The organism is Rhizobium sp. Root1203 (assembly GCF_001424945.1).
In the GTDB taxonomy this organism is placed as follows: Bacteria; Pseudomonadota; Alphaproteobacteria; order Rhizobiales; family Rhizobiaceae; genus Rhizobium.
In genome coordinates this window covers 1,035,076-1,060,017 of sequence record NZ_LMCW01000012.1, presented here as the reverse complement: position 1 = coordinate 1,060,017, position 24,942 = coordinate 1,035,076, and the positions used below count along the sequence as shown (strand labels likewise).

The 24,942-nt window shown below is 60.7% G+C and carries 29 protein-coding genes and 1 pseudogene; 21 read left to right on the top strand and 9 right to left on the bottom strand.

What is annotated here, in order from left to right:
• Nucleotides 1–359: 359 nt before the first annotated feature.
• From dnaG to ASC97_RS15825, 15 genes and pseudogenes are all read left to right on the top strand, one after another.
• Entirely contained in the window at nt 360–2,345 is a 1,986-nt protein-coding gene (gene dnaG / locus ASC97_RS15885) for a DNA primase (protein ID WP_057469391.1), read from the top strand.
• A complete protein-coding gene (recQ, locus tag ASC97_RS15880; protein ID WP_057469245.1) occupies nt 2,345–4,201 on the top strand; it encodes a DNA helicase RecQ in 1,857 nt (618 codons plus the stop codon). The genes dnaG and recQ overlap by 1 nt, the downstream gene beginning before the upstream one ends.
• A gap of 70 nt (nt 4,202–4,271) precedes the next feature.
• Nucleotides 4,272–5,000 carry a class I SAM-dependent methyltransferase gene (locus ASC97_RS15875; protein WP_057469244.1) on the top strand — a complete coding sequence of 243 codons (729 nt, stop codon included), beginning with the start codon at nt 4,272–4,274 and terminating at the stop codon, nt 4,998–5,000.
• A 76-nt stretch (nt 5,001–5,076) separates the two neighbouring features.
• On the top strand, nt 5,077–6,264 hold the full coding sequence (locus ASC97_RS15870; protein ID WP_057469243.1) for a glycine C-acetyltransferase: 1,188 nt from the start codon (nt 5,077–5,079) through the stop codon (nt 6,262–6,264).
• Between the two features lie 89 nt (nt 6,265–6,353).
• On the top strand, nt 6,354–7,388 hold the full coding sequence (tdh, locus tag ASC97_RS15865) for an L-threonine 3-dehydrogenase (protein ID WP_057469242.1): 1,035 nt from the start codon (nt 6,354–6,356) through the stop codon (nt 7,386–7,388).
• A 10-nt stretch (nt 7,389–7,398) separates the two neighbouring features.
• Nucleotides 7,399–7,509 (top strand): annotated as a pseudogene (locus ASC97_RS33010) (GFA family protein); the annotation flags it as partial.
• Between the two features lie 80 nt (nt 7,510–7,589).
• Entirely contained in the window at nt 7,590–7,859 is a 270-nt protein-coding gene (locus tag ASC97_RS34005; protein WP_156390385.1) for a hypothetical protein, read from the top strand.
• Between the two features lie 127 nt (nt 7,860–7,986).
• Nucleotides 7,987–10,041 (top strand): RNA polymerase sigma factor RpoD, encoded by a 2,055-nt coding sequence (rpoD, locus tag ASC97_RS15855; RefSeq protein WP_057469240.1) that lies wholly within the window; start codon nt 7,987–7,989, stop codon nt 10,039–10,041.
• Between the two features lie 225 nt (nt 10,042–10,266).
• Nucleotides 10,267–10,560: a GYD domain-containing protein gene (locus tag ASC97_RS15850; protein WP_057469239.1), complete on the top strand. Its 294-nt coding sequence runs from the start codon at nt 10,267–10,269 to the stop codon at nt 10,558–10,560.
• A 199-nt stretch (nt 10,561–10,759) separates the two neighbouring features.
• A complete protein-coding gene (locus ASC97_RS15845) occupies nt 10,760–11,965 on the top strand; it encodes a DUF930 domain-containing protein (protein WP_057469238.1) in 1,206 nt (401 codons plus the stop codon).
• A gap of 250 nt (nt 11,966–12,215) precedes the next feature.
• A complete protein-coding gene (locus ASC97_RS34665) occupies nt 12,216–12,377 on the top strand; it encodes a hypothetical protein (RefSeq protein ID WP_200959474.1) in 162 nt (53 codons plus the stop codon).
• A gap of 122 nt (nt 12,378–12,499) precedes the next feature.
• On the top strand, nt 12,500–12,904 hold the full coding sequence (locus tag ASC97_RS15840) for a DNA breaking-rejoining protein (RefSeq protein WP_156390384.1): 405 nt from the start codon (nt 12,500–12,502) through the stop codon (nt 12,902–12,904).
• Nucleotides 12,905–12,951: 47 nt separating this feature from the next.
• Nucleotides 12,952–13,785, top strand: a complete 834-nt coding sequence (locus ASC97_RS15835; protein WP_057469236.1) for an AraC family transcriptional regulator — start codon at nt 12,952–12,954, stop codon at nt 13,783–13,785.
• A gap of 70 nt (nt 13,786–13,855) precedes the next feature.
• Complete coding sequence (locus ASC97_RS15830; protein ID WP_057469235.1) at nt 13,856–14,743, top strand: DMT family transporter; 888 nt, start codon at nt 13,856–13,858, stop codon at nt 14,741–14,743.
• 123 nt (nt 14,744–14,866) lie between these two features.
• Nucleotides 14,867–15,247 carry a DUF427 domain-containing protein gene (locus tag ASC97_RS15825; protein ID WP_057469390.1) on the top strand — a complete coding sequence of 127 codons (381 nt, stop codon included), beginning with the start codon at nt 14,867–14,869 and terminating at the stop codon, nt 15,245–15,247.
• On the opposite strand, the gene ASC97_RS15820 is transcribed toward ASC97_RS15825, so the two are convergent.
• Nucleotides 15,244–15,627 carry a GNAT family N-acetyltransferase gene (locus ASC97_RS15820; RefSeq protein ID WP_057469234.1) on the bottom strand — a complete coding sequence of 128 codons (384 nt, stop codon included), beginning with the start codon at nt 15,625–15,627 and terminating at the stop codon, nt 15,244–15,246. The two genes, ASC97_RS15825 and ASC97_RS15820, sit on opposite strands and share 4 nt — an antisense overlap.
• A gap of 275 nt (nt 15,628–15,902) precedes the next feature.
• Nucleotides 15,903–16,928: a porin gene (locus ASC97_RS15815; RefSeq protein ID WP_057469233.1), complete on the bottom strand. Its 1,026-nt coding sequence runs from the start codon at nt 16,926–16,928 to the stop codon at nt 15,903–15,905.
• A 498-nt stretch (nt 16,929–17,426) separates the two neighbouring features.
• Here ASC97_RS15815 and ASC97_RS15805 point away from each other — a divergent pair, with 498 nt between their 5' ends.
• On the top strand, nt 17,427–18,464 hold the full coding sequence (locus ASC97_RS15805; RefSeq protein WP_443216745.1) for a LysR substrate-binding domain-containing protein: 1,038 nt from the start codon (nt 17,427–17,429) through the stop codon (nt 18,462–18,464).
• Here the strand turns inward: ASC97_RS15805 and ASC97_RS15800 are convergent.
• Nucleotides 18,421–18,873 (bottom strand): VOC family protein, encoded by a 453-nt coding sequence (locus ASC97_RS15800; protein WP_057469231.1) that lies wholly within the window; start codon nt 18,871–18,873, stop codon nt 18,421–18,423. The genes ASC97_RS15805 and ASC97_RS15800 overlap by 44 nt on opposite strands.
• 195 nt (nt 18,874–19,068) lie before the next feature.
• Here ASC97_RS15800 and ASC97_RS15795 point away from each other — a divergent pair, with 195 nt between their 5' ends.
• From ASC97_RS15795 to ASC97_RS15780, 4 genes are all read left to right on the top strand, one after another.
• The gene (locus ASC97_RS15795) at nt 19,069–19,422 is read left to right on the top strand and encodes a DUF1428 domain-containing protein (RefSeq protein WP_057469230.1); all 354 of its coding nucleotides are present in this window, start codon (nt 19,069–19,071) and stop codon (nt 19,420–19,422) included.
• 78 nt (nt 19,423–19,500) lie between these two features.
• The gene (locus ASC97_RS15790; protein ID WP_057469229.1) at nt 19,501–19,923 is read left to right on the top strand and encodes a secondary thiamine-phosphate synthase enzyme YjbQ; all 423 of its coding nucleotides are present in this window, start codon (nt 19,501–19,503) and stop codon (nt 19,921–19,923) included.
• 103 nt (nt 19,924–20,026) lie between these two features.
• Complete coding sequence (locus ASC97_RS15785) at nt 20,027–20,329, top strand: hypothetical protein (RefSeq protein ID WP_057469228.1); 303 nt, start codon at nt 20,027–20,029, stop codon at nt 20,327–20,329.
• Between the two features lie 158 nt (nt 20,330–20,487).
• The gene (locus tag ASC97_RS15780) at nt 20,488–20,856 is read left to right on the top strand and encodes a hypothetical protein (RefSeq protein WP_057469227.1); all 369 of its coding nucleotides are present in this window, start codon (nt 20,488–20,490) and stop codon (nt 20,854–20,856) included.
• A gap of 102 nt (nt 20,857–20,958) precedes the next feature.
• Here ASC97_RS15780 and ASC97_RS15775 read toward each other — a convergent pair whose 3' ends face one another.
• The 3 genes from ASC97_RS15775 to ASC97_RS15765 form a co-directional block, all read right to left on the bottom strand.
• Nucleotides 20,959–21,915, bottom strand: coding sequence for a DMT family transporter (locus ASC97_RS15775; protein ID WP_057469226.1), 957 nt, complete (start codon nt 21,913–21,915; stop codon nt 20,959–20,961).
• A gap of 124 nt (nt 21,916–22,039) precedes the next feature.
• Entirely contained in the window at nt 22,040–22,519 is a 480-nt protein-coding gene (locus ASC97_RS15770) for an NUDIX domain-containing protein (RefSeq protein ID WP_057469225.1), read from the bottom strand.
• Between the two features lie 21 nt (nt 22,520–22,540).
• Complete coding sequence (locus tag ASC97_RS15765) at nt 22,541–22,801, bottom strand: hypothetical protein (protein ID WP_037058514.1); 261 nt, start codon at nt 22,799–22,801, stop codon at nt 22,541–22,543.
• A 370-nt stretch (nt 22,802–23,171) separates the two neighbouring features.
• Here ASC97_RS15765 and ASC97_RS15755 point away from each other — a divergent pair, with 370 nt between their 5' ends.
• Nucleotides 23,172–23,678 carry a GAF domain-containing protein gene (locus ASC97_RS15755; protein ID WP_057469223.1) on the top strand — a complete coding sequence of 169 codons (507 nt, stop codon included), beginning with the start codon at nt 23,172–23,174 and terminating at the stop codon, nt 23,676–23,678.
• Here the strand turns inward: ASC97_RS15755 and ASC97_RS15750 are convergent.
• From ASC97_RS15750 to cydX, 3 genes are all read right to left on the bottom strand, one after another.
• Nucleotides 23,672–24,022, bottom strand: a complete 351-nt coding sequence (locus ASC97_RS15750) for a ribbon-helix-helix domain-containing protein (RefSeq protein WP_057469222.1) — start codon at nt 24,020–24,022, stop codon at nt 23,672–23,674. The two genes, ASC97_RS15755 and ASC97_RS15750, sit on opposite strands and share 7 nt — an antisense overlap.
• Before the next feature lie 25 nt (nt 24,023–24,047).
• A complete protein-coding gene (locus tag ASC97_RS15745) occupies nt 24,048–24,644 on the bottom strand; it encodes a DJ-1/PfpI family protein (RefSeq protein WP_057469221.1) in 597 nt (198 codons plus the stop codon).
• A gap of 185 nt (nt 24,645–24,829) precedes the next feature.
• Nucleotides 24,830–24,940 carry a cytochrome bd-I oxidase subunit CydX gene (gene cydX / locus ASC97_RS15740; protein ID WP_057469220.1) on the bottom strand — a complete coding sequence of 37 codons (111 nt, stop codon included), beginning with the start codon at nt 24,938–24,940 and terminating at the stop codon, nt 24,830–24,832.
• Nucleotides 24,941–24,942 lie beyond the last annotated feature (2 nt).

Below are 24,942 nucleotides of genomic sequence, written 5' to 3'. Positions count from 1 at the left end.
AAAAAATAATATTTGGCCGGAAGGCTGCCTTTGGCGAGACGGCGTCCATGGTCCACGCCAGCGCGAGGAGGCGTCACGTTTTCCGAGAAATGCGGTTAAACCGCTATTTTAAATGGAGATTTTTTCTGTAATGCGATGCTGTCCTTGGCGGCTCAATTGCTCCATGCCCTTCTACGGCATTGGAAAAAACGTTGTTGTCGCACCCCTGTCGCAGGCGCCGGTCACGCAGTGTTGATGGGACAAAAACGCACGCGAAACCGGGATGTGCGGGCTTAACCTGTGAATAGCGGGCCTTTGTGGCGAAGGTCGTGGCGTGTGCCGGCGAACTTGCCTATATGGAGAATAGCCAAGAGGTTTCGATGCGCTTTTCAAATTCCTTTCTCGACGAGATACGCGACCGCGTGCCGATTTCGGACGTGGTCGGCCGCCGCGTGAGCTGGGACAAGCGCAAGACCAACGTATCGCGCGCCGACTACTGGGCCTGCTGCCCGTTCCACGGCGAGAAATCGCCGAGCTTTCACTGTGAGGACCGCAAGGGCCGATATCACTGCTTCGGCTGCGGGGTGACCGGCGATCATTTTCGGTTTCTGACCGAGCTGGAGGGGCTGAGTTTCCCGGAGGCTGTGCAGCAGATCGCCGACATGGCGGGCATCGCGATGCCGATCGCCGATCCTGTGATGGAAAAGCGTGAGAAGGAGCGAACCTCGCTTCTCGACGTGATGGAGCTTGCAACGCAGTTCTTCCAGGATCAGCTGCAGACCGCGAATGGCGCGCGGGCGCGGGCCTATCTGCGCGACCGCGGGCTGACCGGGCGGACCATCGAAACCTTCCGGCTTGGCTTTGCCACGGACAGCCGCAACGCATTGAAGGAGTTTCTGGCCGGCAAGGGCGTTCCCAAGGAACAGATCGAGGCCTGCGGGCTGGTCGTTCATGGACCGGAGGTGCCGGTGTCCTACGACCGGTTCCGCGATCGCATCATGTTCCCGATCCTGTCTTCGCGCGAGAAGGTTATCGCCTTCGGCGGCCGCGCCATGTCGCCTGATGCGCCCGCCAAGTATCTGAATTCGAACGAGACGGAACTCTTCCACAAGGGCAACGTACTCTATAATTTCACCCGTGCCCGGCGTGCGGCACAGGGCGCGAACGGAGACGGCACGATCATCGCCGTCGAAGGCTATATGGACGTGATCGCACTGCACCAGGCGGGCATCGAGAATGCCGTTGCGCCGCTCGGCACCGCGCTTACGGAAAACCAGCTCGAGTTGCTGTGGAGAATGACGCCGCAGCCGGTGCTCTGCTTCGACGGCGACGGAGCCGGCATTCGCGCGGCCAATCGTGCGGCTGACCTGGCATTGCCTCATATCAAGCCGGGGCGCACCGTCCGCTTCGCCTTGCTGCCGGACGGCAAGGATCCCGACGATCTCGTCCGCAACGAGGGGCGCGCGCCCTTCGACAAGGTGATGAGCCAGGCCAAGCCTCTGGCCGAGATGATCTGGGGCCGCGAGATCAATGCCGGCCAGTTCGAAACGCCCGAGGCGAAGGCGGAGCTGGAGGCTCGGCTGAAGCAGCTGGTCGCCGTGATCGCAGACGAAAACGTCCGCCGGCATTACCAGCAGGATATGCGCGACCGGCTGAACGGCTTCTTCCAGCCGCAATTCCAAAATCGCACCAACGAGCGACGCAATTTCGAGCGCGGTGGTGGGCAGAACAAGGGGCGGCCGAACGACGGGCAGCGCGGTGCCCGAGTCTCAGGCAGCGGCATTTCGGATCGGTTGGCGCGTTCCGGGCTTGTTCGAGGCCATCAGGAACTACCGGCGTTGCGGGAGAGCGTGCTTGCGCTCACCGTCGTCAACCATCCGGCGCTGATGCAGGACGAGTACGATGAGATTGCCTCCATCGACTATGATAGCCGGGAGCTCCAGAGACTCTGGTCCGGCATGCTGGGGGCCGCTGCGGCCGTGGCCGCGCAGCATCTGACGCGGGAACACCTGATCGAACGGCTGGAGGAGCTGGGCTTTGGCGGATTGATCCAGAGCCTGGAGCAACAGATCCGCAATGCACGCCTGTGGATCGCCACCGAGGAAGCGGCGATGGAAGATGCCCGCGAGGGGTATCGTCAGGCGCTAGCCTTCCACAAGCGCGCCAAGGCGCTGCGCTGGCACAAGATCGAACTCGAGCGCGAGATCGCCGAGGCGACGGAGGCCGGCAACGGCGAGGTCATCGACCAGCTGATGCGGGCGCTCCAGGAAGTCCATTTCGAGGGGCTCCGGCTTGAGAACCAGGAAGCGATCGTCGACGGCTTCGGTGTGCTTTCCGGTCGGGTGAAAAAGGCAGCGAACCACTGATGCAAGGAGCGGAAACGGCATTTTCAGAGGGGGATGCGCTGTTCGGCGCGGAGCGTTCGCCTATCGGCATCCTCAATCGTGTCTATGGCTACCCGGCCTTTCGCGGCAAGCAGCAGCAGGTGGTCGAGCACGTCGTTTCCGGCGGCGATGCCGTCGTGCTGTTCCCAACCGGAGCCGGCAAATCGGTCTGCTTCCAGATTCCGGCACTCTGCCGTGACGGCCTGGGTATTGTCGTCTCGCCGCTGATCGCGCTGATGCGCGATCAGGTGGAGGCGATGAAGCAGCTTGGGGTGCGCGCCGCGGCGCTGAACTCCTCTCTGTCACGGGAGGAGTTCATTGACGTTCGTCGGGCGATTTCATCCGGCAAGCTCGACCTTCTTTATGTGACGCCGGAGCGCATTCTGATGGATGGCTTCCGCGAGACGATCGGCAATTCCAAGATCGCGCTGTTTGCCATTGACGAGGCGCATTGCGTTTCCCAATGGGGGCATGATTTTCGGCCGGAGTATCGCGAACTCGGAAAGCTTGCGGAGCACTACCCAGGCGTTCCTCGTATCGCGCTGACGGCAACTGCCGACCCTCACACGCGCGACGATATCGTGGAGCGCCTTGGCCTGCACGATGCCAAGGTTTTCACCACCAGCTTCGACCGCCCGAACATTTCCTATGAGATCGTCGAGCGCGACCAGCCGCGCCAGCAGCTTCTGCGGTTCCTCTCGGGACACAAGGGAAATAGTGGAATCGTTTACTGCCTGTCGCGGGCCAAGGTCGAGGACACGGCCGCGTGGCTCAACACACAAGGCATCCGGGCGCTGCCGTATCATGCCGGGATGGACCGCGCGCTTCGCGATGCCAATCAGGATGCTTTCCTGAAAGAGGAAGATCTCTGCCTCGTCGCGACCGTTGCCTTCGGCATGGGAATCGACAAGCCGAACGTGCGCTATGTCGCACACCTCGATCTGCCGGGATCCGTCGAGGCCTATTATCAGGAGACCGGCCGCGCCGGACGCGATGGGCTGCCGTCCGAGGTATGGATGGCCTACGGCATGGCCGACGTGATCCAGCGGGGCCGCATGATCGACGAAGGCAACGCTTCCGACGAGATCAAGCGCGTGGAGCGGTCCAAGCTCAATGCGTTGCTCGCCATCTGCGAGACTGCCTCCTGCCGCCGCCAGGCAATTCTTGCGCATTTCGGAGAGATCTCCGCGGGCAATTGCAAAGGCTGCGATACCTGCCTGAAGCCGGTCGAGACCTGGAACGGCACGGATACCGCGATCAAGGCGCTGGCCGCCATCTATCGCACAGGTGAGCGCTTTGGAACGGGGCATCTGGTCGATGTCCTTCTCGGCAACGTCAACGAGAAGACGGAGCGGTTCGGTCACGCAACGATGCCGATCTTCGGCGCTGGAAAAGACGTTCCATCGAGAACGTGGCAATCGGTCTTCCGCCAGTTGCTCGCCATGGGGCTTGTCCGTGTCGATCACAGCGCATTCGGCGCCCTGAAGCTGGAAGCGGAGGCCCGAGCGGTCTTCAAGCGCGAGCGGGAGGTCTTTTTCCGCAAGGATCGCCCGGCGTCCGAGCGTCGGAGCAAGAAGACAGCGCAGGCAGAACGCCGGTCAGTTCTTTCTGGTGCCGACGGGGTGCTGTTCGAGGCCCTGCGCGCCGAGCGCACGTCCATCGCCAAATCTCTCGGCGTGCCGCCCTATGTCGTTTTCCCGGATACGACGCTGATCGCCTTCGCCACGGAGCGGCCGCGTACACACAAAGAGCTGCTTGGCATCCCCGGTGTCGGCCAGTCGAAGCTGGAGCGCTACGGCGACGCGTTCCTGGACGTGATCCTGACGCACGACGACTAGTCGGGTGATGGGCTGCCCTGTTGAGGTCACGCGCCGGGGTGGGCTATAAGGCGGACGGGAGGACGGCGACATGGCCCAGAATATTTACGACAAGCGCGAGTTCTTCGAAGGATACAGCCAGCTCAGCCGGTCGGTGCACGGGTTGGACGGAGCCGCCGAATGGGGGTCGATCCGAGCGGTTCTGCCGGATCTATCGGACAAGCGGATTGTCGATCTCGGCTGCGGCTTCGGCTGGTTTGCGCGCCATGCCGCCGGGCAGGGTGCGAAGAGCGTTCTCGGGCTCGATATCTCCGAAAGGATGATTGCCCGCGCGCGGCAGGAAACGGCGGATGCGACGATCCGTTATGATATCGCCGATCTGGAACATTTGGAACTGCCCGGCGCATCCTTCGATCTTGCCTACAGTTCGCTCGCCTTTCACTACATCGAAGACTTCCCGCGGCTTGTCGCGACGATCCATCGTGCACTGGCGCCCGGAGCCGATTTCGTCTTCACCATCGAGCATCCGATCTACATGGCACCTGTCATGCCGATGTGGACCACGGATGGCGAAGGTCGCCGGATCTGGCCACTCGATGGCTATTCCCGCGAGGGGCAGCGAACGACGGACTGGCTCGCGAAGGGCGTGGTCAAGTACCACCGGACGCTCGGCACGACGCTGAACGCGTTGATAGCAGCGGGTTTCTCCATTCGCCATGTCGAGGAATGGCGACCGAGCGAAGAGCAGCTTATGGATCATCCGGAGTGGGCGGAAGAAATGGATCGGCCGATGTTCCTTTTGATCGCGGCGCAGCGCTGACCGTGTGCAAGACAAGCATGCGGCGATATGCTAGTCCGACGCCGGCGTTTTAGGAAAGCACCAAGGAAGGCACTCAATGACCTCGCAATTCCTCTCTCATCTTCGCGCGGAACTGGCCGGACTGAAGGACGCCGGGCTCTACAAGTCCGAGCGCGTCATCACCTCGAAGCAGAGTGGCGAGATTGCGGTTGCTTCGGGCGAGCGCGTGCTGAATTTCTGCGCCAACAACTATCTTGGCCTTGCCGACAACGACGAGCTTGCGGAGGCCGGCAAGAAGGCGCTCGACCGCTACGGCTACGGCATGGCGTCCGTGCGTTTCATCTGCGGCACCCAGGAGGAGCACAAGCAGCTCGAAGCCCGCATTTCGTCGTTCCTCGGGATGGAGGACACGATCCTTTATTCCTCCTGCTTCGATGCCAATGGTGGCCTTTTTGAAACGCTCCTCGGCGAAGAGGACGCGATCATCTCCGACGCGCTCAACCACGCCTCGATCATCGACGGCGTGCGCCTCTCCAAGGCCAAGCGCTTCCGGTATGCCAACAACGACATGAAGGCTCTCGAGGAAGAGTTGAAGAAAGCCGAAGGCAGCCGCTTCAAGCTGATCGCGACGGACGGCGTGTTCTCGATGGACGGCATCATCGCCAATCTGCAGGGCGTCTGCGACCTCGCCGAGACCTATGGCGCAATGGTCATGGTGGACGACAGCCATGCCGTCGGCTTCGTCGGCAAGCATGGACGCGGATCGCCCGAATATTGCGGCGTCGAGGGGCGGATCGACATCATTACGGGCACGCTCGGCAAGGCGCTGGGCGGCGCGTCCGGAGGCTATACGTCTGCCAAGGCCGAGGTCGTCGACTGGCTGCGCCAGCGTTCGCGTCCCTATCTCTTCTCCAACACGCTGGCACCCGTGATCGCTGCCGCGTCGCTGAAGGTTTTCGACCTGATCGACAACGGCGACGCGCTGCGCGGGCGGCTTTCGGCCAATGCCGATCTGTTCCGCACGGACATGACGAAGCTTGGCTTCACGCTGGCGGGCGAGGGACATCCGATCATTCCCGTCATGCTGGGCGATGCCAAGCTCGCGCAGGAGATGGCGGCGCTGATGCTGAAGAAGGGTGTCTACGTCGTCGGCTTCTCCTTCCCCGTCGTGCCCAAGGGCCAGGCCCGTATCCGCACGCAGATGTCTGCTGCGCATACGCGCGCCGACGTCGAGCGGGCGATTGCAGCCTTTGCGGAGGCTGGCCGGGAACTCGGGGTGATCTGAGAACAAGCACTATCCCTTACCCGGCCTTCTCCCCGCTGGGGAGAAGAGGGAATGGCAGCCGGTGAAGAAACAAAGGTAGGATATCGTCGATGTCGAATATGATGAAGGCTCTGGTCAAGGCAAAGCCCGAGGTCGGGCTATGGATGGAGCAGGTGCCGGTACCTGAGGTCGGCCCGAACGATGTGCTGATCAAGGTCAAGAAGTCGGCGATCTGCGGCACCGACGTCCATATCTGGAATTGGGACCAGTGGGCGCAGAAGACCATTCCCGTGCCGATGGTGGTCGGTCACGAGTTCTGCGGCGTGATCGCTGAGGTTGGCTCCGCCGTGACCAAGTATCACGTGGGAGAGCGTGTGTCCGGCGAAGGACATATCGTCTGCGGCAAGTGCCGCAACTGCCGCGCGGGCAGGGGGCATCTCTGCCGAAACACGCTCGGCGTCGGCGTCAACCGGCCGGGCTCCTTCGGCGAGTTCGTCTGCATTCCGGAGGCGAATGTCGTGCCGATCCCCGATGACATTCCGGACGAGATCGCCGCCATCTTCGATCCGTTCGGCAATGCCGTTCATACGGCACTTTCGTTCGATCTCGTCGGCGAAGACGTCCTGGTGACGGGCGCCGGGCCGATCGGCATCATGGGTGCGCTTGTTGCCAAACGATCCGGCGCCCGCAAGGTCGTGATCACCGACATCAACCCGCATCGGCTTGCGCTCGCCCGAAAGCTCGGAATCGATCATGTCGTCGACGCGGCCAAGGAGAACCTTGCGGATGTCATGAAGTCGATCGGCATGACCGAGGGCTTCGACGTCGGGCTCGAAATGTCGGGCGCGGCGCCCGCCTTCCGCGACATGATCGACAAGATGAACAATGGCGGCAAGATCGCCATACTGGGGATCGCGCCCGCCGGTTTCGAGATCGACTGGAACAAGGTGATCTTCAAGATGCTCAATCTGAAGGGCATCTACGGCCGCGAGATGTTCGAGACCTGGTACAAGATGATCGCCTTCGTTCAAGGCGGTCTCGATCTGGCGCCGGTCATTACCCATCGCATCGGCATCGACGATTTCCGCGAAGGCTTCGAGGCGATGCGCTCGGGCAATTCAGGGAAGGTCGTGATGGACTGGTAGGAGGACGCGCATGATCTACGAGGGCAGCTGCCATTGCGGCAATATCGCCTTTGAGGTGGATGGGGAGTTCAAGCAGGGCGTCGATTGCAATTGCTCGCTCTGCCGCCGGCGTGGCGGCCTGCAGTCGCAGTAGGTTTCTTTGGCGGCGCTCATGTGATATGTGCCGTTGGCGGCAACAGGATACCATCAGGTGTCTTGCGGTTGCGCCAAGAATCTCTGGTGCTCTTGTCTTCCTGCGGTGACATCCTATTTATGGTTGGCAATCGCTTGAGCGGTTCCGAGCCTGTGGATAAGGCTTTTTCCGGGTTTTCTGCGGCTTTTTTTCTGGAAAAGCTTGACGAGAACAAAAATTGTGGGAATCACCGTTCGACTTGGAAAGCGGTGAACTGGGTCAAGGGCGGATCGCACAACCATGGCCGGACATTTGACGACAATAAAGCTCTGTCGTCCGGCGCCGGCAATCGTGGTTAATCAGGCATTAAATCTCATCCCATTAGGTGGGGATCAGGTGATTCGAGACGACCGTTTGCGGCGTGCGGGCTTTGGTATGGCCGTCACCGCAGCGAGTTTGAATAGCGTCAGGAAGGCGACGATATAAATGGCAACCAAGGTCAAAGAGAACGAAGAAGCGGAAGTCGAACGCGACGGCGGCACCGACGGCCCTCTTCTCGATCTTTCCGATGACGCGGTCAAGAAAATGATCAAGGCCGCGAAGAAGCGCGGCTATGTGACGATGGACGAGCTGAATGCGGTCCTGCCGTCAGAGGAAGTGACTTCCGAACAGATCGAAGACACGATGTCGATGCTGTCCGATATGGGCATCAACGTCATCGAGGACGAGGAAGCCGAAGAGGCCGGCACCAGCGGTGGCGACGACGACGATTCCAACTCCGACGAGGAAAGCGAAGGCGGCGAGCTCGCTCCTTCCGGCGGTACCGCCCTTGCGACCGCCAAGAAGAAAGAGCCGACAGACCGTACCGACGACCCGGTTCGCATGTACCTGCGCGAAATGGGCTCGGTGGAGCTTCTGTCGCGCGAAGGCGAAATTGCGATCGCCAAGCGTATCGAGGCTGGCCGCGAAACCATGATCGGTGGCCTCTGCGAGAGCCCGCTGACCTTCCAGGCCATTATCATCTGGCGCGACGAACTCAACGAAGGCACGACGCTGCTTCGCGAGATCATCGACCTTGAAACGACCTACTCGGGTCCCGAAGCCAAGGCTGCTCCGCAGTTCCAGAGCCCGGAGAAGATCGAGGCAGACCGCAAGGCTGCCGAAGAAAAGGAAAAGACGCGCCGCGTCCGTACCGGCGACGACGACATCACCAACGTCGGCGGCGAAGGTCTTCCTGGCGAGGAAGAGGAAGAGGACGAAGACGAGTCCAACCTCTCGCTCGCCGCGATGGAAGCCGAGCTTCGTCCGCAGGTCATGGAAACGCTCGACGTTATCGCCGAGACCTACAAGAAGCTGCGCAAGCTGCAGGACCAGCAGGTCGAGCAGCGACTTGCCGCAACCGGCACACTGTCTTCCGCCCAGGAACGTCGCTACAAGGAACTCAAAGATGAGCTCATCAAGGCCGTCAAGTCTCTGTCGCTGAACCAGAACCGCGTCGACGCACTCGTCGAGCAGCTCTACGACATTTCCAAGCGGCTGATGCAGAACGAGGGCCGCCTGCTGCGTCTGGCGGAATCCTACGGCGTCAAGCGTGACTCGTTCCTCGAGCAGTATCAGGGCGCCGAACTCGATCCGAACTGGATGAAGTCAATCGGCAATCTGGCCGCACGCGGCTGGAAGGAATTCGCGAAGTCGGAAAACACGACGATCCGCGACATCCGCCAGGAGATCCAGAATCTGGCGACTGAAACCGGCATCTCCATCGCCGAATTCCGCCGCATCGTGTCGATGGTCCAGAAGGGCGAGCGCGAAGCGCGTATCGCCAAGAAGGAAATGGTGGAAGCGAACCTTCGCCTCGTCATCTCCATCGCCAAGAAGTACACGAACCGCGGCCTGCAGTTCCTCGACCTCATTCAGGAAGGCAACATCGGCCTGATGAAGGCCGTCGACAAGTTCGAATACCGTCGCGGCTACAAGTTCTCGACCTATGCGACGTGGTGGATCCGGCAGGCAATCACTCGCTCGATCGCCGACCAGGCCCGTACGATCCGTATTCCGGTGCACATGATCGAGACGATCAACAAGATCGTCCGCACCTCGCGCCAGATGCTGCACGAGATCGGCCGCGAGCCGACGCCGGAAGAGCTGGCCGAAAAGCTCGCCATGCCGCTCGAAAAGGTCCGCAAGGTCCTGAAGATCGCCAAGGAGCCGATCTCGCTCGAAACCCCGGTGGGTGACGAAGAAGACAGCCACCTCGGCGATTTCATCGAGGACAAGAACGCGCTTCTTCCGATCGACGCCGCCATCCAGGCGAACCTGCGCGAGACGACGACCCGCGTCCTGGCATCGCTCACGCCGCGCGAAGAGCGCGTGCTACGCATGCGCTTCGGCATCGGCATGAACACCGACCACACGCTGGAAGAGGTCGGCCAGCAGTTCTCGGTTACCCGCGAACGCATCCGTCAGATCGAAGCGAAGGCGTTGCGCAAGCTGAAGCATCCGAGCCGCTCCAGAAAGCTCCGCAGCTTCCTCGACAGCTAGGGCGCTCATCTTCGGCAATCAGCCGAGTGGCGAGGTTTGCAATCTGAAAGCCGGGCTCTTGTGTCCGGCTTTTTTCTTGATCGGGCACGCTTCCAAGATCAGCGCTTTTCTTGTCGAGTGACTGGAGTACAATCCTCGCCACGGGGGAAGGGACCGACTGCAGCGCTTGAGCAAAGGTCGCCAATACGCCTGCGTCGACCGAGACCCTCCGTCGGGAGGTGTGACATGACCACTTACATCGTACTTATCAATTGGACGGATCAGGGCATTCGCAACGTTCGTGACTCGACAAAGCGTCTGGACGCGGCAAAGAAGCTGCTCGGCGATATGGGCGGATCCTTCCAGCAGTTCTTTCTGACCCTTGGAGAACACGATCTCGTCGCGGTCTGCGAGGCGCCCGACGATGCGGTAATGGCGCGTTTCGGCCTGTCCCTCGGAATGGGCGGGAATGTGCGCACGCGGACGCTGAAGGCGTTTCCAGAAGCCGCCTATCGCGAGATCATAGGAACGCTCGGCTAGGCGTAGTGGATCGGGGGCGCGGCGCTGTTGAGTTGTATGTGCCGTGCCGTCCGGCCTGTCCTCCTCAGATTTAACGTCTTGTTGTTGTCCTTGGTTGTGCAGCATTTCGCGGCGCATGCCGTCTTTTTTGCTTTAAGGCTTGATGCGGCCTTCTTAAAAGGCCACATCGACAGCTTATCGTAGAGCACCGTGCGTGGGCATGCCGAAGATTCTGGAAGATCGCTGGGGGGTATTTGGCTGGGGCGTGTTTGCCTCGGTATTGCTGCATCTTGCCGTCGCTGCTTTCTTTTTCGTGAAACTGCCCGAGCAGCCGCCGACACCCCCCGAGGAGGAAACCCTCAACGTGGACCTCGTGCCACCGCCGGAGGAGAAGAAGCCGGAGGAAAAGAAACCCGAGGAACCGAAGCCCGCATTGAAGGTGCCGGAAGAGCCGAAGCCTGAAGAAAAGAAGGCGGAGGAGAAGCCTGCCGAGAAGCCGGCGGAGCCGCCGAAAGCGGAAACGAAGGCAGAAGAACCACCGCCGCCGCCACCGCCGCCACCGGAACAACCGAAGCCGCCGGAGGAAAAGCCACCGGAGGTAAAAGCGCCGGAGGAGAAACCGCCCGAGGAGACGCCAAAGCCGGAACAATCGAAGCCGGAGGAGCAGGGTGGGCAAGCGTCCGGCGAGCAGGGCAAGCCACAGCCTTTGCAGCCTCTGCGGCCGGTCTTCGAATTCGGCGACAAAAACACCGGGCCGCAAAAATCCGAAACGGGCGATGCTTCCGCTGCGGCTGCCAGGCCTGACGAAGCGCCGCCGAGCGACGAGCCGGAACCGAAGCCCGCTGAAACAACGACGGCGTTGAAGCCGCCGGTCGAGGACAAGCCGCCGGGAAACCCCGTGCCTGACGATATCGAGTTGCCGCAAGTGGCAGCGGTCGACAGCCATCAAGAGAAGAACGGATCGGCAGCAGAGGCTACCGGCGAGGCAAAGACCGATTTCGAACAGGCAAAGCCGCCTGAAGCGGCCAAAACCGAGCAGAAAGAGCCTGCAAAGGCCGCACCGGATGCACTCACCGAGGCCAAGACGCTGTTTTCGCGGAATGCGACGGACGATCCTGTCGCCAAGACCGCCATGGACAATCTGCCGCGAGGCCTGCGGGTCGCTCAGCTCTGCACCACCGAATTGCGCGAGCAGCTCAGGCACTCGCCATCGGGCTATCGGCCCGAATTGCTGCCATCTTACCGGTTGTCGAGCGGTACCGTGCTTGAAGTGAGACGTGGGGCGTTCCGTGCCGGCGCGCGCTGGTACGATATGAGCTTCCGATGCGAGGTGGATGCAGACGCCACAAAGGTCATGTCCTTTGCCTTCGACGTGGGCGATCAGGTCCCCAAAAGCCAATGGAAAAGCCGTGGCTTCCCGCAATAGAGGAACGAACCTGCAAACGGCTGCCGGCGCCGGCGGTCACCTTGAACGACCTTCCTTGCGGCCCGGTTCCATACGGAAGTCGTATCGAAATACTGCAATCGGGGCTCTGGAACCTGCTGGGGCGTGCGCTAGGTTGGGTGTGTCGTCGTGCGACAGGATGCGATCCGTGATCGCTCCAGTTCGGCACAAGACAGACCGCCTAACCATTGTCCAATCGCCGGATGGTTGCGGCGCATGAAAGGACAATGAGATGTCGATCGAGATCGAGCGCTTTTTCGAAATGCAGGACGAGGCCACCAAGGTGGCCTTTGTCGAGAAGCGCGGCGATGAAATGACCGACATGCTGGTCGTTGCTCTCGAAGAAACTTTGTCCATACTCGCGGGTGAAACACAGCCGGAGACCGTGCATTGAACCGGTGAGTAGATTGCCGCGGGCGACCACGTCGGGTAGACAGCCCTGGTTCCTCACCCTAAGATTTCATGATTGAAGACGTAGAAACAGTGCCGGCCTTCGGCAGGCCAAGGGGACCATCGATGCGTAGCGCGTGTTTTGCCTTGTCGTTTGCAATTTCCATGGTTCTGGTTGGCCAGCAAGCCACTGCTGCCGACAAGACGGTGGTGGTAAAATTCAAGCCCGGCGCCCGCTCGACTACCGTGAAGGGATCGCTCCGGGGATATGACGGCGTGACCTACGTCATCGGCGCCAATGCCGGGCAGGCGATGTCTATCCTGTTCAGCCCAAAGAACAGCAGCTGCTATTTCAACGTGACCGCGCCGGGAGCCGAAGAAGCCCTTTTCAACGGATCAACGACCGGCAATGAATTCAGCGCCAATCTCGATGCAAGCGGCAACTACGAGGCGCAGGTTTATCTGATGCGCAACGCCGCGCGGCGCAACGAAACCTGCCAATACAGCATGACTGTCGAAATCGGCGGCTGAGCGCGAGCTTCCGACTGCAGTTGATCGCTCCCGAAGTGCGAGGCGAGATGGCGAAGAACCAGTTCAGAATGCTGAAATCCGCGATCGCCGGCGTCGAAGCCGTCGTGGCGGAAACGAACCATAGCTTTACCCGGCACACGCACGAGCAGTTCGGCATCGGTCTCATTTCTTCGGGCGCGCAGAAGTCGCTCAGCGGGCGTGGCATGGTGGAAGCTGGTGCGGGCGATCTCATTGCGGTGAACCCGAACGAGGTGCATGACGGCACGCCGATCGGTGAGGGGCGTTCATGGCGCATTCTCTATTTTTCGCCTGAAGTGATCGGCAATTGCCTCTCCGATATAACGGAGGGGGAGTTGGCAATGGCGGAGATTCCCGATCCGGTATTTCGCGATACGCGGACGGCGGGACAATTCGAGGCGCTTTTTGCGGCCGCAACGGATCCGAATTCAGATCACCAGAACGCGGGCAGCGGCACCAATGCAAATCCGCTGTCGTGCGAGGAAGGCTTGCTGACGCTCGTTGCAGGGGTCATGCGCAAGCGGCCGGCCACCGGGCGTCCCGTCGTGCCGCATTCGATCCGGATCGTACGCGAGATGATGGATGACGATCCGGCCGCGGGGATTTCGCTATCCGATCTGGCAAGGGCGAGCTCGCTCAGTCGCTTTCAAGTCCTGCGAGCATTTTTCAAGGCCACCGGCATGACCCCGCATGCCTATCTGATACAGCGCCGCATCCATCTTGCCCGACGGCTGATGGCCGTGGGTACTCCCCTTGCCGAAACGGCACTTGCCGCCGGTTTCTCCGACCAGAGCCATATGACGCGCGTGTTCGTCAGCAAATATGGGCTGTCGCCACGCAGCTATGCCAACGCGATGGCGTGAGCCTCCTGCAATTTCGTTCAAGATCTCGCGATACCCTTCGGGTCTCCTGCAAGCCAACTGGAGAACGACGATGCGCGGACCTTTTCAAGGCTACCTTTATCTCACGCTTGCGATGCTGACCGTTGGGAGCACAGTAACCGCCAGCAGGATCATCGCCTCTGATATGCCGCCGTTCACAGCCACAGCGCTGCGTTTTGCAATAGCGTTTCCCCTGTTCGCCGTCCTGATGTGGTGGAAGGGAGCGCGGCTCCCAAGTTTGAGTCCGCGGCAATGGGGCATCCTCATCGTTCAGGCGGGTGCAGGCAGCGTCGGCTATACGACGTTGCTCATCTCGGGTTTGAAACTGACGACGGCGGCTGATGCGGGCGTGATCATCGGCACTCTTCCGATCGTCTCAGCCGCTCTTTCCATTGCGGTTCTCGGCGAGAGACCACATCGTTCGCTTGTGCTGGCGATCGCGTTGTCGGCGGCCGGTGTATTGTCCATTGCCTTCTCGCCGGACGCAGGGAGCGGATCGATGCTCGGCAACGGGCTGGTTCTTGGTGCGGTGATCTGCGAGAGCCTGTTCATTCTGTTGAACAAGACCCTGGGCACACCAATCCCGCCGCTCACGCAGTCCGCTCTTATGACCGGAATCGGTTTGATCGTCGCGACCATTCCAGCCTTGTGGGAAACGGCGTCTCCCATCGGCGTTTCCCATGAGGCGATTGCGGCGGTGGTTTACTACGCGCTCGTGCCGACGGTTGCAGGCTTCATCCTGTGGTATGCGGGAGCAGAGCGGGTGTCGGGTGTCGAAGCGTCGCTCTTCACGGCAATCGCGCCGGCATCCGCTGTCTTGATGGCCTTTGTCCTGCTCGGCGAGCGGCTATCGCTGAACCAGCTCGTTGGTGTCGGATGCGTGCTTGCGGCAGTTCTGGGGCTTGGGCTGTCACGCCGACGGACGCTTGGAGCCACCTAGCAACGGATGGCTGCACGCCACTCGGTCTCGACCGTCGGTGATCAACAATATGCAGGAGTTGCCGTCAGCTCCTGCAATTCGGCCGCTGGGCTCCTATATCTGAATCATCAGAAGGAGATCACGATGTCGCTCCAGCCGATGAAGATACCAGGTCCAGACCATCCGATCACGATCGCCCCAAGCTCGTCGCGCATCGTCGTCAAGGTCGGCGGACAAGTGGTTGCCGACAGCCACAAGGCATTGACGCTGAAGGAAGCCACATACCCGCCGGTTTACTACATACCGCGCTCAGACGTGGACCTGACGCTCGTCGAGCGGACCCACCACCACAGCTATTGTCCCTACAAGGGGGAAGCGTCGTACTACAGCATTCCGGCGGGCGGGGATCGGTCCGAGAACGCAATCTGGACCTACGAAACTCCGCATGCTGCCGTCAGCGAGATCAAGGGGTATTTCGCCTTCTATCCGGATCGTGTCGATACAATCGAATACCTGCCTGCCTAGGCAAGCCGGATGACGCCTGCGCTTGTCGGGACGAAGCCGCAGTCGCGGTAGAACTCGGCGAGGCGTGGTTCGAAGTCGACATGAAGCCAATGCACCCCCCGCGCTTGTACGCAGTCCTTAGCTGCCTTGACGAGCGCCGTTGCCACTCCTTGATGACGAAACGTGGGATGTACGCAGGTGTCGAGAAGAAACGCGTGGATGCCACCGTCCCAGGCAACGTTTACAAAGCCAATGAGCCGCTCGTCGCGATAGGCACCCACATGCGCGAGGCTTCGACAAAGGACCGGCCGGAAATCCCGCATGTCCGGGTCGCTCCACGCCGCTTGCCAAAGCGCGTTCAGCTCACCGTTCGATGGATGCGGATCTATGCGTAGTTCCATATGTCGCTGCCCTGCGGAGGAGTACGACAATAGCGAGGATGGAATGCGTCGCAAGGCGAGTGCGCAGGTGCGGCCTGGAAACCTACTGATTTTTGCGGAGGAACGCTTCAGCGGGCGAGAAGACCGGTGGTCGCGAGACCGTACACTCTGGGAGGCATACAAGGATGGTCCGGCAGGGAAACCGGCCCATCCCCGTAACTGATCGGAGGTCAATCGGATCAGAAAACGCAATAGCGATGGCGCCCCGGGCAAAGCCGGAGCGCCGGGATTTCAGCTTAGAACGCGCGCTGCAGGCGGAAGAAGCCGGTCGTGACTTCGTCGGCGTCCTCTGGATCCGTGTAGTTGACGGTTGCCTTGGCGTAGAGGTTGTCGACGATCTGGTAGTCGACCGTTACGCCAACAGCCCAAGCGTCGCCCAGACCATCGAAGGAGTCAGGGGTGGCCGAGCCGGTATCCGTCACGTACTTGCCGAAGTACTGCGCCGCGGGGGTGATCGTCAGCTTGTCGGTTGCCTTGAGTGCGTATTCCGCGGCAATCGTCCATTCGGACTGATCGTAGTAGCTGTTGCGGCCGCTGGCCCAGGCGCCTGCGAGGCCGATCGTTCCAGGTCCAACGTCAACGTAGCCGATACCGCGGATCGCGCCTTCTTCGTTGTCGGTGTCGTAGGCACCGATGACCTGGTAGGAGAAGATACCAGCCTTACCGCCAACGCCGACAGCGACGCCGACGTTGTTCGCACCTTCGCCGGGCTTGTAGTAACCGTCTTCCAGCTCGTCGACGCTGACGCCAGCATAGAAGTCGCCGCTTTCGTACTGATAGCGGATCGAGTTGTGCAGCGTCTCGTGGCTGGACAGAACGTCCGTTTCGCCGCTCAGGTCGTCATCCCACCAGCTGTAGAACAGACCAGCGCGCAAGCCGGCGACGTCGATGTATGCCGAATCCAGAATGGTTCCGGTCGAAGAAGTGTCGCCGTTGTTGCGGAAAACAATCACGCCGGTGAGCGGGCCATACTCGGTGTCGCTCTTGGCGGTCAGCTGAACCTGTGCGCGTGTCTTTGCGTTCCAGTCGCTGGTGCCCTTTGCGTCCGGGGCGCCGTCGACCTGGAAACGGATGTAACCGTTGATCTTCAGGCAGGTTTCTGTACCCGGAATGTAAAAGTAACCTGTGCCGTACGCGTCGCAGACGCGGACGTATTCTACCGGTTCCGGGTCGGCTGCGACGATTGCGTCAGCAGCGAATACCGGGGAAGACGCAGCCGCAAACGCTGCGGCCGAGGTCAACAAAACCATCCGTATGTTCATTTGAAATCCATTTCCTTTTCGAAGGGACTGCCGCCACGCCCGTAAAAGCGAATTGGCGGCTGTTCCGGTAATTGCCTTTCGGCGCGCGGATCAGCGAACCGCCGGCCCTTCTCTTTCATCCTTAAGTAAATCGATCAATTGCCTCATGATCGAAATCGCATTCTGTAGGATCGATTGGCTATTACTGTGTCTTTTGTGCAACGTTATCAAATACTTAGGCAGAATCCACCGCTGCGCCGCGGTGGGGCGGCGCATAACGAAACACGTCTGTTACGAGGGCTCACGAGAGCACTATGGCGAGGTCGTCGAAACGACATCGGGAGGGAGTTACAGCCGGCAGATAATTGCGCGCGACCGGCATTTGAAGGCCGTCTTTTGGAACGCAATGTTCCAAATTCGGAACGAAAGTTTCGTTCTTGCCGTTGGCATCACCGACCAAGAGGCGTAAGCGAGGTGCCGGGAGAGCTTGAATACGCATTTGCAAAGACGAGGTGTTCGGTGCCCGCCGCAGACGTTACGTTTCCCGATATGAACGATTTCGCATACTTCGCGGCGGTGGTTCGCTACGGCGGCTTCTCTGCTGCCGGGCGCATGCTTGGGTTGCCGAAATCGAAGCTCAGCCGTCATATCTCGACGCTCGAGGAGCGGCTGGGGGTGCGGCTGATCGAGCGGACAGTCCATCGCTTTCGGGTGACGGAGATCGGCCAGTCCTTGTACGTATACTGTGAAAACATGCTGCGCGAAGTTGACCGGGCAGCGAAGGCCGTAAGCGAGGCCAACGGGGAGCCCCAGGGTCCGATCAGAATAAGCGTCCCGACCGGACTCCTCGAAGGGGCGCTGGGGGGCATGCTTCCGGAGTTCCTGATCCGAAATCCAAAGGTCCAGCTTCAGATTCTGGCAACCGATCAGCGCGTCGACATCATCAACGACCGGCTGGACCTTGCCGTGCGTGCGCAGTTGGCGGAGGAGACCGATTCCGAGCTGACGATGCGGGTTCTGAGCAAAGTGGACCTGATCCTGGTCGCCAACAAGGAACTTGCTAAGACGCTGCCGCGTCGCTGCGGCATCGAATGCCTTGCCGACGTGCCGACGGTGTCCTTCACCGGTGCCATGGCCGAGTGGAAGGACACGGATGTCTGGGAGTTCAAGGGACCCGATGGAACGCCCTATAGGCACGAGCACAGACCTCGCATGAGCTGCCGCAGCGTTCCGGCCATTCTGGAGGCGGTACATGCCGGGGTCGGCGTTGGTCTGCTTCCCGATCACGTTTGCGCCGAGGGCATCCGGGAGGGGAGCCTCGTGCATCTGCTTCCCGACTATCAGATGTCCCAGGCCACGATCTATCTCGTGTTTACGGCATCGCGGGGCTTGCCGACCGCGGTGCGGGCACTGGTCGACTTTCTTGTCGAGCAGTTCCGGAATTTTCGGCCGACGACCCAGGCAAGCGAAGCGCAGACGCTGCCCGCTGCCGGGTCACTACCGATCGCCGACATCAGCCAGCATAGGCCTCGTCAAGGGCTGCAACGTCAATCTTGACCATCTGCATCATGGCAGCCTGTACGCGGATCGCTTTCCCCGCGTCGACATCGTTGAGATAGCGCATCAGCGCATCCGGGATGATCTGCCAGGCAACTCCGAACCGGTCCTTGAGCCAGCCGCATTGCTGCGGTTTGCCGCCGTCGAGCAGCCGCTCCCAGTAGTAATCGACCTCCGGCTGGTCCTTGCAATGCACGAAGAACGAGATCGCTTCAGTGAACTTGAATTGAGGGCCGCCGTTCAGGCCCATGAACTGCTGTCCCTCCAGTTCAAAGGTGGCGGCGAAGGCCTTTCCATCCGGCCCGCGTTTGACCTGCGCCGCACCGGCGTTCTTGAATATTCCGGAGTAGAAGGTGATCGCTTCATCGAGCTGATTGTCGAACCAAAGACACGGGGTGATCTTCTGCATCGGCTTTTTCCTCCTGACGGCTATATGTGCAGCGGACGCGAAAAGAGGAGATATGGCGACATAGGCGTCGATTTATTTCGACGAGCCGCCCGCGATCTTGTCGCTCCCGCAATGCGCCTATTCTTATTGAGGTGTCGGATCGGAGCAATCCCGTTCGTCCTCGTACCGGTGCAACAAGCCAAGGGAGAGAAGATCATGTCCTATGTCGATGGATTCGTCGTCGCGGTGCCGAAGCAGAACATCGAAGCCTACAAGCTGTTTTCGGCAACGACGGGCGCAGTATGGAAAGCTCACGGCGCCAAGGAATATGTCGAATGCGTCGCCGACGACGTGCCTTATGGAGAGGTGACATCATTTCCCCGCGCAGTCCAGGCGACGGACGATGAAGTCGTCGTCTTCTCCTGGATCGTCTACGACTCGCGCGAACAGCGCGACGACATCATGTCGAAAGTGATGTCGGACCCACGCCTGCAGGGTGACGATTGGAAGACGATTTTCGACGGCAAGCGGATGATCTTCGGAGGGTTCAAGCCGTTTTTGCGGCTCTGAGCGAAGCCCCCGAACGAGATTGACATCAAGGGCCGCGGGCGGCACGTCTGCCGGAGATAACGCTTCCGGAGAACAGTCATGCCGCAAAAGATCATCAGCCTGTCGACGCGCGGGCAGGGCCTCTATGAATTCACCGAGGAGGTGTCGGCCTTCGTTCGGGAGTCGGGCGCCGGCGAAGGGCTTCTGACCGTCTTTGTCCGGCATACCTCCTGTTCACTGCTCATCCAGGAAAATGCCGATCCCGATGTTTGCACCGATCTCGACGCCTTCTTTCGCCGCCTCGTGCCACCGTCGTCAGATCCTTCGATGCGGTGGATCGTGCATACCACGGAGGGACCGGATGACATGCCGGCCCACATCAAGGCGGCACTGACGCAGGTTTCGATCGGTATCCCCGTCAGCAACGGGCGCCTTGTGCTCGGCAGATGGCAGGGAATATATCTCTTCGAACATCGAGACCGGCCACACCGGCGCGAGGTTTTGCTGCATCTCGGGGCCTGAACAGAAACTGAATAGCCGGTTCGAACATCGTTCATTTTCAGTCGGTTATCGTCTCGCCAATCCCCGAAAGGGCGATTGTTGAAACGAGAATCGAGAGTTTGCCATGTATCATTTCCTCGCCAAGGCTTCACTTGCCGCTCTTGTTGCGCTGGCTTCGATTACTACCGCCGCGCCGATCGCTGCGGCTGCAACGCCGCATGGCGCAGCCGCGACGGCGGTCCAGTATCGGCCGACCAGCGGCTGCTCGCCGGTGCAGGCCGTACAGAAGGCGCGCTGGGCCGGCTTGCGCAACGCACGGCTGACCAGCATCACACCGCGCCGCGTGATCGTTTCAGGTCGCGGATATCGCGGCTGGGAACAGATGACGTTCGCCAACGTCCGTGGATGCCCGCTGATCCGTCGCTGATCGTGTGCCGGGTGTATGAATGGTTCGCCATAGCCACGCCATTTTCCGCCTGCCTTGTGCGAATCGCATGTGACAGTGCAACTCCGGAAGGGCTCTCCGACCGGTGATAGTGAATCCAAGTACAGCGACTCCCTCGTCGCGCGCATATGGAGATTTCGATGATGCAATTTCTGACCAAGGCGGGTTTTGCCTTGGTGCTCGCCGCCGGCACGTTTGCCGGGGCCGTGGCACCGGCATCCGCCCAGGTGGATATCTACATCGGCGACGGCCGCCCGCCACCGCCTCCCGGTTACGGCCGGCCGCCACCGCCTGGCTACGGTCGCCCGCCACCGCCCGGCCCGGGCTACGGTCGCCCGCGCGGCTGCGATCCGCGTCTCGCCGAAGATATTGCTCGGGACTACGGCTTCCGCCGCGCCCGCGTGGTGGACGTTACGCCACGTCGCGTGATCGTTCAGGGCTGGTCGCGTCGCGGCGCCGACGAGATCAGCTTCGGCAACGTTCGCGGTTGCCCGATCCTGCGTCGATAATTGCCGATATAACGGCTGAATGAGAAACACCCTGCCTGCGTGTCTGCAGGCAGGGTGTTTCGTTTTGAATGGAGAGACCGGGGTCGGAGCGGAACGTGGGCTCTACGCCGATTTGATCGCGTCGCCATCGGGCTCGACCGACGTCGCAAGCGGCGCCTGGTTGTCGGCGGATACGACGGCTCTTGGCAGCGGCGTTCCGCGCTTGCGTTCGCGCGCCAGCGTCAACAGGCCCGAGCAGATGATCAGGACGATGCCGCCTGCCATGGGCAGATCGATCGTGTCGTCGAAGATCAGGTAGCCGAAGGCGATCGCCCACAGCATCTGGCTGTATTGCGGCGGCGCAACGAGATTTGCCGGTGCCAGGCGCGCGGCTGTCATCAGCAGGACGTTTCCGGCGGCGCCGAGCAGCCCGTAGCTGGCAAGGAAAAGCCATTGGCGCGGTGTCGGAACCACAACCTGCGAAAGCATCAGAATACCGCTGACGATCAATGTGCCGAGCAGTGCTGCTCCATAGAGTGACAAGCGCTTTTCCGCGGGTCCCATTTTTCTGAGGACGACGATTGAAATTGCGGCCGTGAGGCCGCCGATGGCTGCGGCGAGATGACCGACCGACAATTCCCGAAAGCCCGGGCGCAGGACGACAAGGACGCCTGCGAAGCCGACGATAACGGCGGCCCATCGCTGCCACCGGACGTCTTCCTTCAGGAATATGACCGATAGGATCGTCACGAAGGACGGCAGGAGAAACAGCAGACAGAAGGCTTCCGCCATCGGCAGCAGGGTGAAGGTGATGATCGAGGCGATCGCTCCGACCGCGCCGCAAACGAAGCGGAGCAGCCAGAGCCAGCGGTTCGACGAACGAACAACGTCAAACCAGGAATCATCCCTGGCCTTGATGAAGGGAAGCGCCACGGTGCCGAACAGGGCGCCGATGAAGGCAATCTGGTAGGCAGGGATGCTGCCGTGCAAGATCTTGATCGACGCATCGCTGAACGCAAACACGGCGTAGGCGGCAAACGCGATGATAACACCGCGTACCGGCGAATTAATAGCTGTCATGAGGCCAGAATCATTTGGAGGATAGCTTCGGCAAAATGGCCCAGCGAGCGCGGCAAAGCGAGCGCGGAAAGCGAATAGCTGCCATGCACAATCGCGTTCGTCGGACAGACAGAGTTGATCGAGGTCACGTCGGTTCCGGTTCGGCCCGTGCGATGTGCTTTGCGAAGTCCGCCAGCATGGGACGCTGACCGGCCAGAATTTTCGTCTCCGCGTCGACCAGCGAGAACCATCCCGCGCGATCGACCTCCGGAAACGCCTGCATCGCGCCCGAATGGGGTGGCCATTCGATGCTGAAGCTGTTGCTGGTGATCGCGGCCGCGTCGACGTTGGCCTCGACTGTCCAGGCGACAACGGTCTTTCCCCCCGGTTGCCTGTACGAGCCGAGAGCGACGAACGACCCATCGATGTCAGCGCCAATCTCTTCCTTGGTCTCGCGTATGGCTGCCGTCAGCTCGTTCTCGTGCTCGTTGACGAGCCCCTTGGGGATCGACCAGCTGCCGTCGTCCTTCTTCACCCAGTAAGGCCCACCCGGGTGCACAAGCAACACTTCGTAGTCGCTTTCGTGGCGCCGGTAGATCAGCAGACCGGCACTTCGCTTCGCCATGACGATCCTCGCCGAAGCCTGTCAGTTCGATCCGCGGCGGAGCGCTGCTCCGTAGTCGCGGTATATGCTGAGGCAGTCCGTATAGCTCAGCGACTCGTTCGCGCCGTAGACGATATGGGCGCTCGCCGCATTGGTCGCGGCTTCCTCGGAGACGAAAAGGATCGCCTCGCCGAGCGATTTTCCCGTTATCGGCGCGTCTGTGCCGTCCTCCAGCGTGATGCCCTTGATGATGGCTGCAATCTGACGGTGGCTGAAAACCGCCTGTCTATCTTCCGGTGTCATTGTACTTACCTCGGTCTGAAATCAATGTTTCTATTCTAGCCTCTCACAGGAAGCAGCGGCCGGTGGTCGGTCATCGTTGAGACGAGTTCGGGCGCCTTGAGGCGTCAATCGATAAACATGTCCGGCGTTGCCGAGCGGACGTGGCTTCGCTTGCCGCCCGCTGCCTGCAAACCTGCGGCGATTGTTCGCCGACGATTTTGCAGGCCCATGATCGAAAAGTTGCCGCTAGGGTAAATATGGTTCGATCGCAGTCCGGCAAGATCGCGAGACCTGCAATCACAGATGATTTCGGCATGCTCGTCCGATTGGCAAGACATGCCGCACTCACTATATGAGAGCCACTTCAAAACGAAAACGAGCAGCGACGGACATGTTTCAAACGGCGAAGATTGATCAGGCCGACAAGGTCGAGTTCTACCGGGAACTGAGCCAGCAACTGAAGGGCCTTCTGCACGGCGAAAGCGACGTGATCGCCAATGCTGCCAACACCTCGGCATTGATGTTCGAGATGATGCCCGACCTGAACTGGGCGGGCTTCTACTTTCTGAAATCGAAGGACGAGCTCGTCCTGGGGCCGTTCCAGGGGAGAACCGCCTGCGTCCGAATCGCGGTCGGCCGCGGCGTCTGCGGGACCGCAGTCGAGACGGGAGCATCCATCGTTGTCGAGGACGTCCACGCCTTTCCGGGGCATATCGCCTGTGATGCCGCCTCCCGTTCCGAGCTGGTGGTGCCACTCCGCCATGACGGCAAGATTCTGGGAGTGATCGACCTCGACAGCCCGATCGTCTCGCGTTTCGATGCCGACGACCAGGCTGGTATCGAGGCGCTGGCCAGGATTTTCATCGAGGCCAGCTACCAGGCCGTGCCGGCTCAATGATACTTTTGCCGTTCTCGCACGAGGATCGCCGGAGCGTTCAGGCCGGCGATCGGCTGGGTGACGTCGGACGGGATATCGCCGGAGAGTTGGAGTGCGAGATAGCGGGCGCAGCACACTCTCAGAAACGAGGTGAAGTTTCCGAGATCGTGGCCCGCGTCGATCGATTCGTGGTGCAACCGGGTGATCAGTTGCGTCACGTTCATGCGGTCGCGGCGAGCGACTTCCTCAAGCGTCGACCAGAAGAAGTTCTCAAGGCGAACGCTCGTGACCATGCCGTCGACGCGCAGCGAACGCGTCGTGCTCTCCCAGAGCTTTGCATCCGCCTTGATGAACAGCTCGCACATCTCTTCCCTCCCGTTGTCCGCCTCCTCAGGCGGCGTTCGTTTCTAGCAGGGACGCTGTGTCAAGCACAGTCATGAACTGCCGCAGCCACGAGGGATGGGCGGGCCAGGCAGGAGCCGTGACGAGATTGCCGTCGGAGACCGCGTCGCTGATGGCGATGTCTGCATAGATGCCGCCGGCAAGCTCGACTTCGGGCCGGCATGCCGGATAGGCCGAGCAGGTACGCCCCTTGAGGACGCCGGCCGCAGCGAGCAACTGCGCGCCATGGCAGATCGCGGCGACCGGTTTTCCCGTCTCGAAGAAATGACGCACGGCCTTGATGACCTCGGGATTGAGGCGGAGGTATTCGGGTGCGCGACCGCCTGGAATGACCAGCGCATCGTAGTCTTCGGCGCGGATGCTCGAAAAAGTGGCGTTCAACGCGAAGTTATGGCCTCGCTTTTCCGAGTAGGTCTGGTCGCCTTCGAAATCGTGGATGGCGGTCGCGATGGTTTCGCCAGCATTCTTGCCGGGGCAGACGGCATGCACGGTATAACCGCAGGCAAGCAACGTCTGGAACGGCACCATCGTCTCGTAGTCTTCCGTGAAATCACCTGTAATCATGAGAATTTTCGAAGCTGGCATATGTTTTCCTCCCAGAACAACGTCGAGAGCTTAGCAAGGTCGAGGCATGCGCGGGTACTATGGGAATACTACAGCCAAAATTCCGCGTCCGAGCTGCGTTCAAAGGGACGGAAACGGTCAGCCATAAAAAAGGATGCGCTCTCGACCGAGCGCATCCCAACCGTTTAACAAATGAGAAGCAGCGACTAGAGCTTCTTCTTCTTGGCCTCATCGTCCATCAGCTCGTACCACATGGCGTTGAGGACGGCGAAGGCGGCGGCCAGAGGCAGGCCGAGGATCCATGCGAAATACCACATCG

Coding starts and splice junctions, on each gene's coding strand:
- dnaG (WP_057469391.1), top strand. CDS start 360: ATGCGCTTTTCAAATTCCTTTCTCGACGAGATACGCGACCGCGTGCCG.
- recQ (WP_057469245.1), top strand. CDS start 2,345: ATGCAAGGAGCGGAAACGGCATTTTCAGAGGGGGATGCGCTGTTCGGC.
- ASC97_RS15875 (WP_057469244.1), top strand. CDS start 4,272: ATGGCCCAGAATATTTACGACAAGCGCGAGTTCTTCGAAGGATACAGC.
- ASC97_RS15870 (WP_057469243.1), top strand. CDS start 5,077: ATGACCTCGCAATTCCTCTCTCATCTTCGCGCGGAACTGGCCGGACTG.
- tdh (WP_057469242.1), top strand. CDS start 6,354: ATGTCGAATATGATGAAGGCTCTGGTCAAGGCAAAGCCCGAGGTCGGG.
- rpoD (WP_057469240.1), top strand. CDS start 7,987: ATGGCAACCAAGGTCAAAGAGAACGAAGAAGCGGAAGTCGAACGCGAC.
- ASC97_RS15850 (WP_057469239.1), top strand. CDS start 10,267: ATGACCACTTACATCGTACTTATCAATTGGACGGATCAGGGCATTCGC.
- ASC97_RS15845 (WP_057469238.1), top strand. CDS start 10,760: ATGCCGAAGATTCTGGAAGATCGCTGGGGGGTATTTGGCTGGGGCGTG.
- ASC97_RS34665 (WP_200959474.1), top strand. CDS start 12,216: ATGTCGATCGAGATCGAGCGCTTTTTCGAAATGCAGGACGAGGCCACC.
- ASC97_RS15840 (WP_156390384.1), top strand. CDS start 12,500: ATGCGTAGCGCGTGTTTTGCCTTGTCGTTTGCAATTTCCATGGTTCTG.
- ASC97_RS15835 (WP_057469236.1), top strand. CDS start 12,952: ATGGCGAAGAACCAGTTCAGAATGCTGAAATCCGCGATCGCCGGCGTC.
- ASC97_RS15830 (WP_057469235.1), top strand. CDS start 13,856: ATGCGCGGACCTTTTCAAGGCTACCTTTATCTCACGCTTGCGATGCTG.
- ASC97_RS15825 (WP_057469390.1), top strand. CDS start 14,867: ATGTCGCTCCAGCCGATGAAGATACCAGGTCCAGACCATCCGATCACG.
- ASC97_RS15820 (WP_057469234.1), bottom strand. CDS start 15,627: ATGGAACTACGCATAGATCCGCATCCATCGAACGGTGAGCTGAACGCG.
- ASC97_RS15815 (WP_057469233.1), bottom strand. CDS start 16,928: ATGAACATACGGATGGTTTTGTTGACCTCGGCCGCAGCGTTTGCGGCT.
- ASC97_RS15800 (WP_057469231.1), bottom strand. CDS start 18,873: ATGCAGAAGATCACCCCGTGTCTTTGGTTCGACAATCAGCTCGATGAA.
- ASC97_RS15795 (WP_057469230.1), top strand. CDS start 19,069: ATGTCCTATGTCGATGGATTCGTCGTCGCGGTGCCGAAGCAGAACATC.
- ASC97_RS15790 (WP_057469229.1), top strand. CDS start 19,501: ATGCCGCAAAAGATCATCAGCCTGTCGACGCGCGGGCAGGGCCTCTAT.
- ASC97_RS15785 (WP_057469228.1), top strand. CDS start 20,027: ATGTATCATTTCCTCGCCAAGGCTTCACTTGCCGCTCTTGTTGCGCTG.
- ASC97_RS15780 (WP_057469227.1), top strand. CDS start 20,488: ATGATGCAATTTCTGACCAAGGCGGGTTTTGCCTTGGTGCTCGCCGCC.
- ASC97_RS15775 (WP_057469226.1), bottom strand. CDS start 21,915: ATGACAGCTATTAATTCGCCGGTACGCGGTGTTATCATCGCGTTTGCC.
- ASC97_RS15770 (WP_057469225.1), bottom strand. CDS start 22,519: ATGGCGAAGCGAAGTGCCGGTCTGCTGATCTACCGGCGCCACGAAAGC.
- ASC97_RS15765 (WP_037058514.1), bottom strand. CDS start 22,801: ATGACACCGGAAGATAGACAGGCGGTTTTCAGCCACCGTCAGATTGCA.
- ASC97_RS15755 (WP_057469223.1), top strand. CDS start 23,172: ATGTTTCAAACGGCGAAGATTGATCAGGCCGACAAGGTCGAGTTCTAC.
- ASC97_RS15750 (WP_057469222.1), bottom strand. CDS start 24,022: ATGTGCGAGCTGTTCATCAAGGCGGATGCAAAGCTCTGGGAGAGCACG.
- ASC97_RS15745 (WP_057469221.1), bottom strand. CDS start 24,644: ATGCCAGCTTCGAAAATTCTCATGATTACAGGTGATTTCACGGAAGAC.
- cydX (WP_057469220.1), bottom strand. CDS start 24,940: ATGTGGTATTTCGCATGGATCCTCGGCCTGCCTCTGGCCGCCGCCTTC.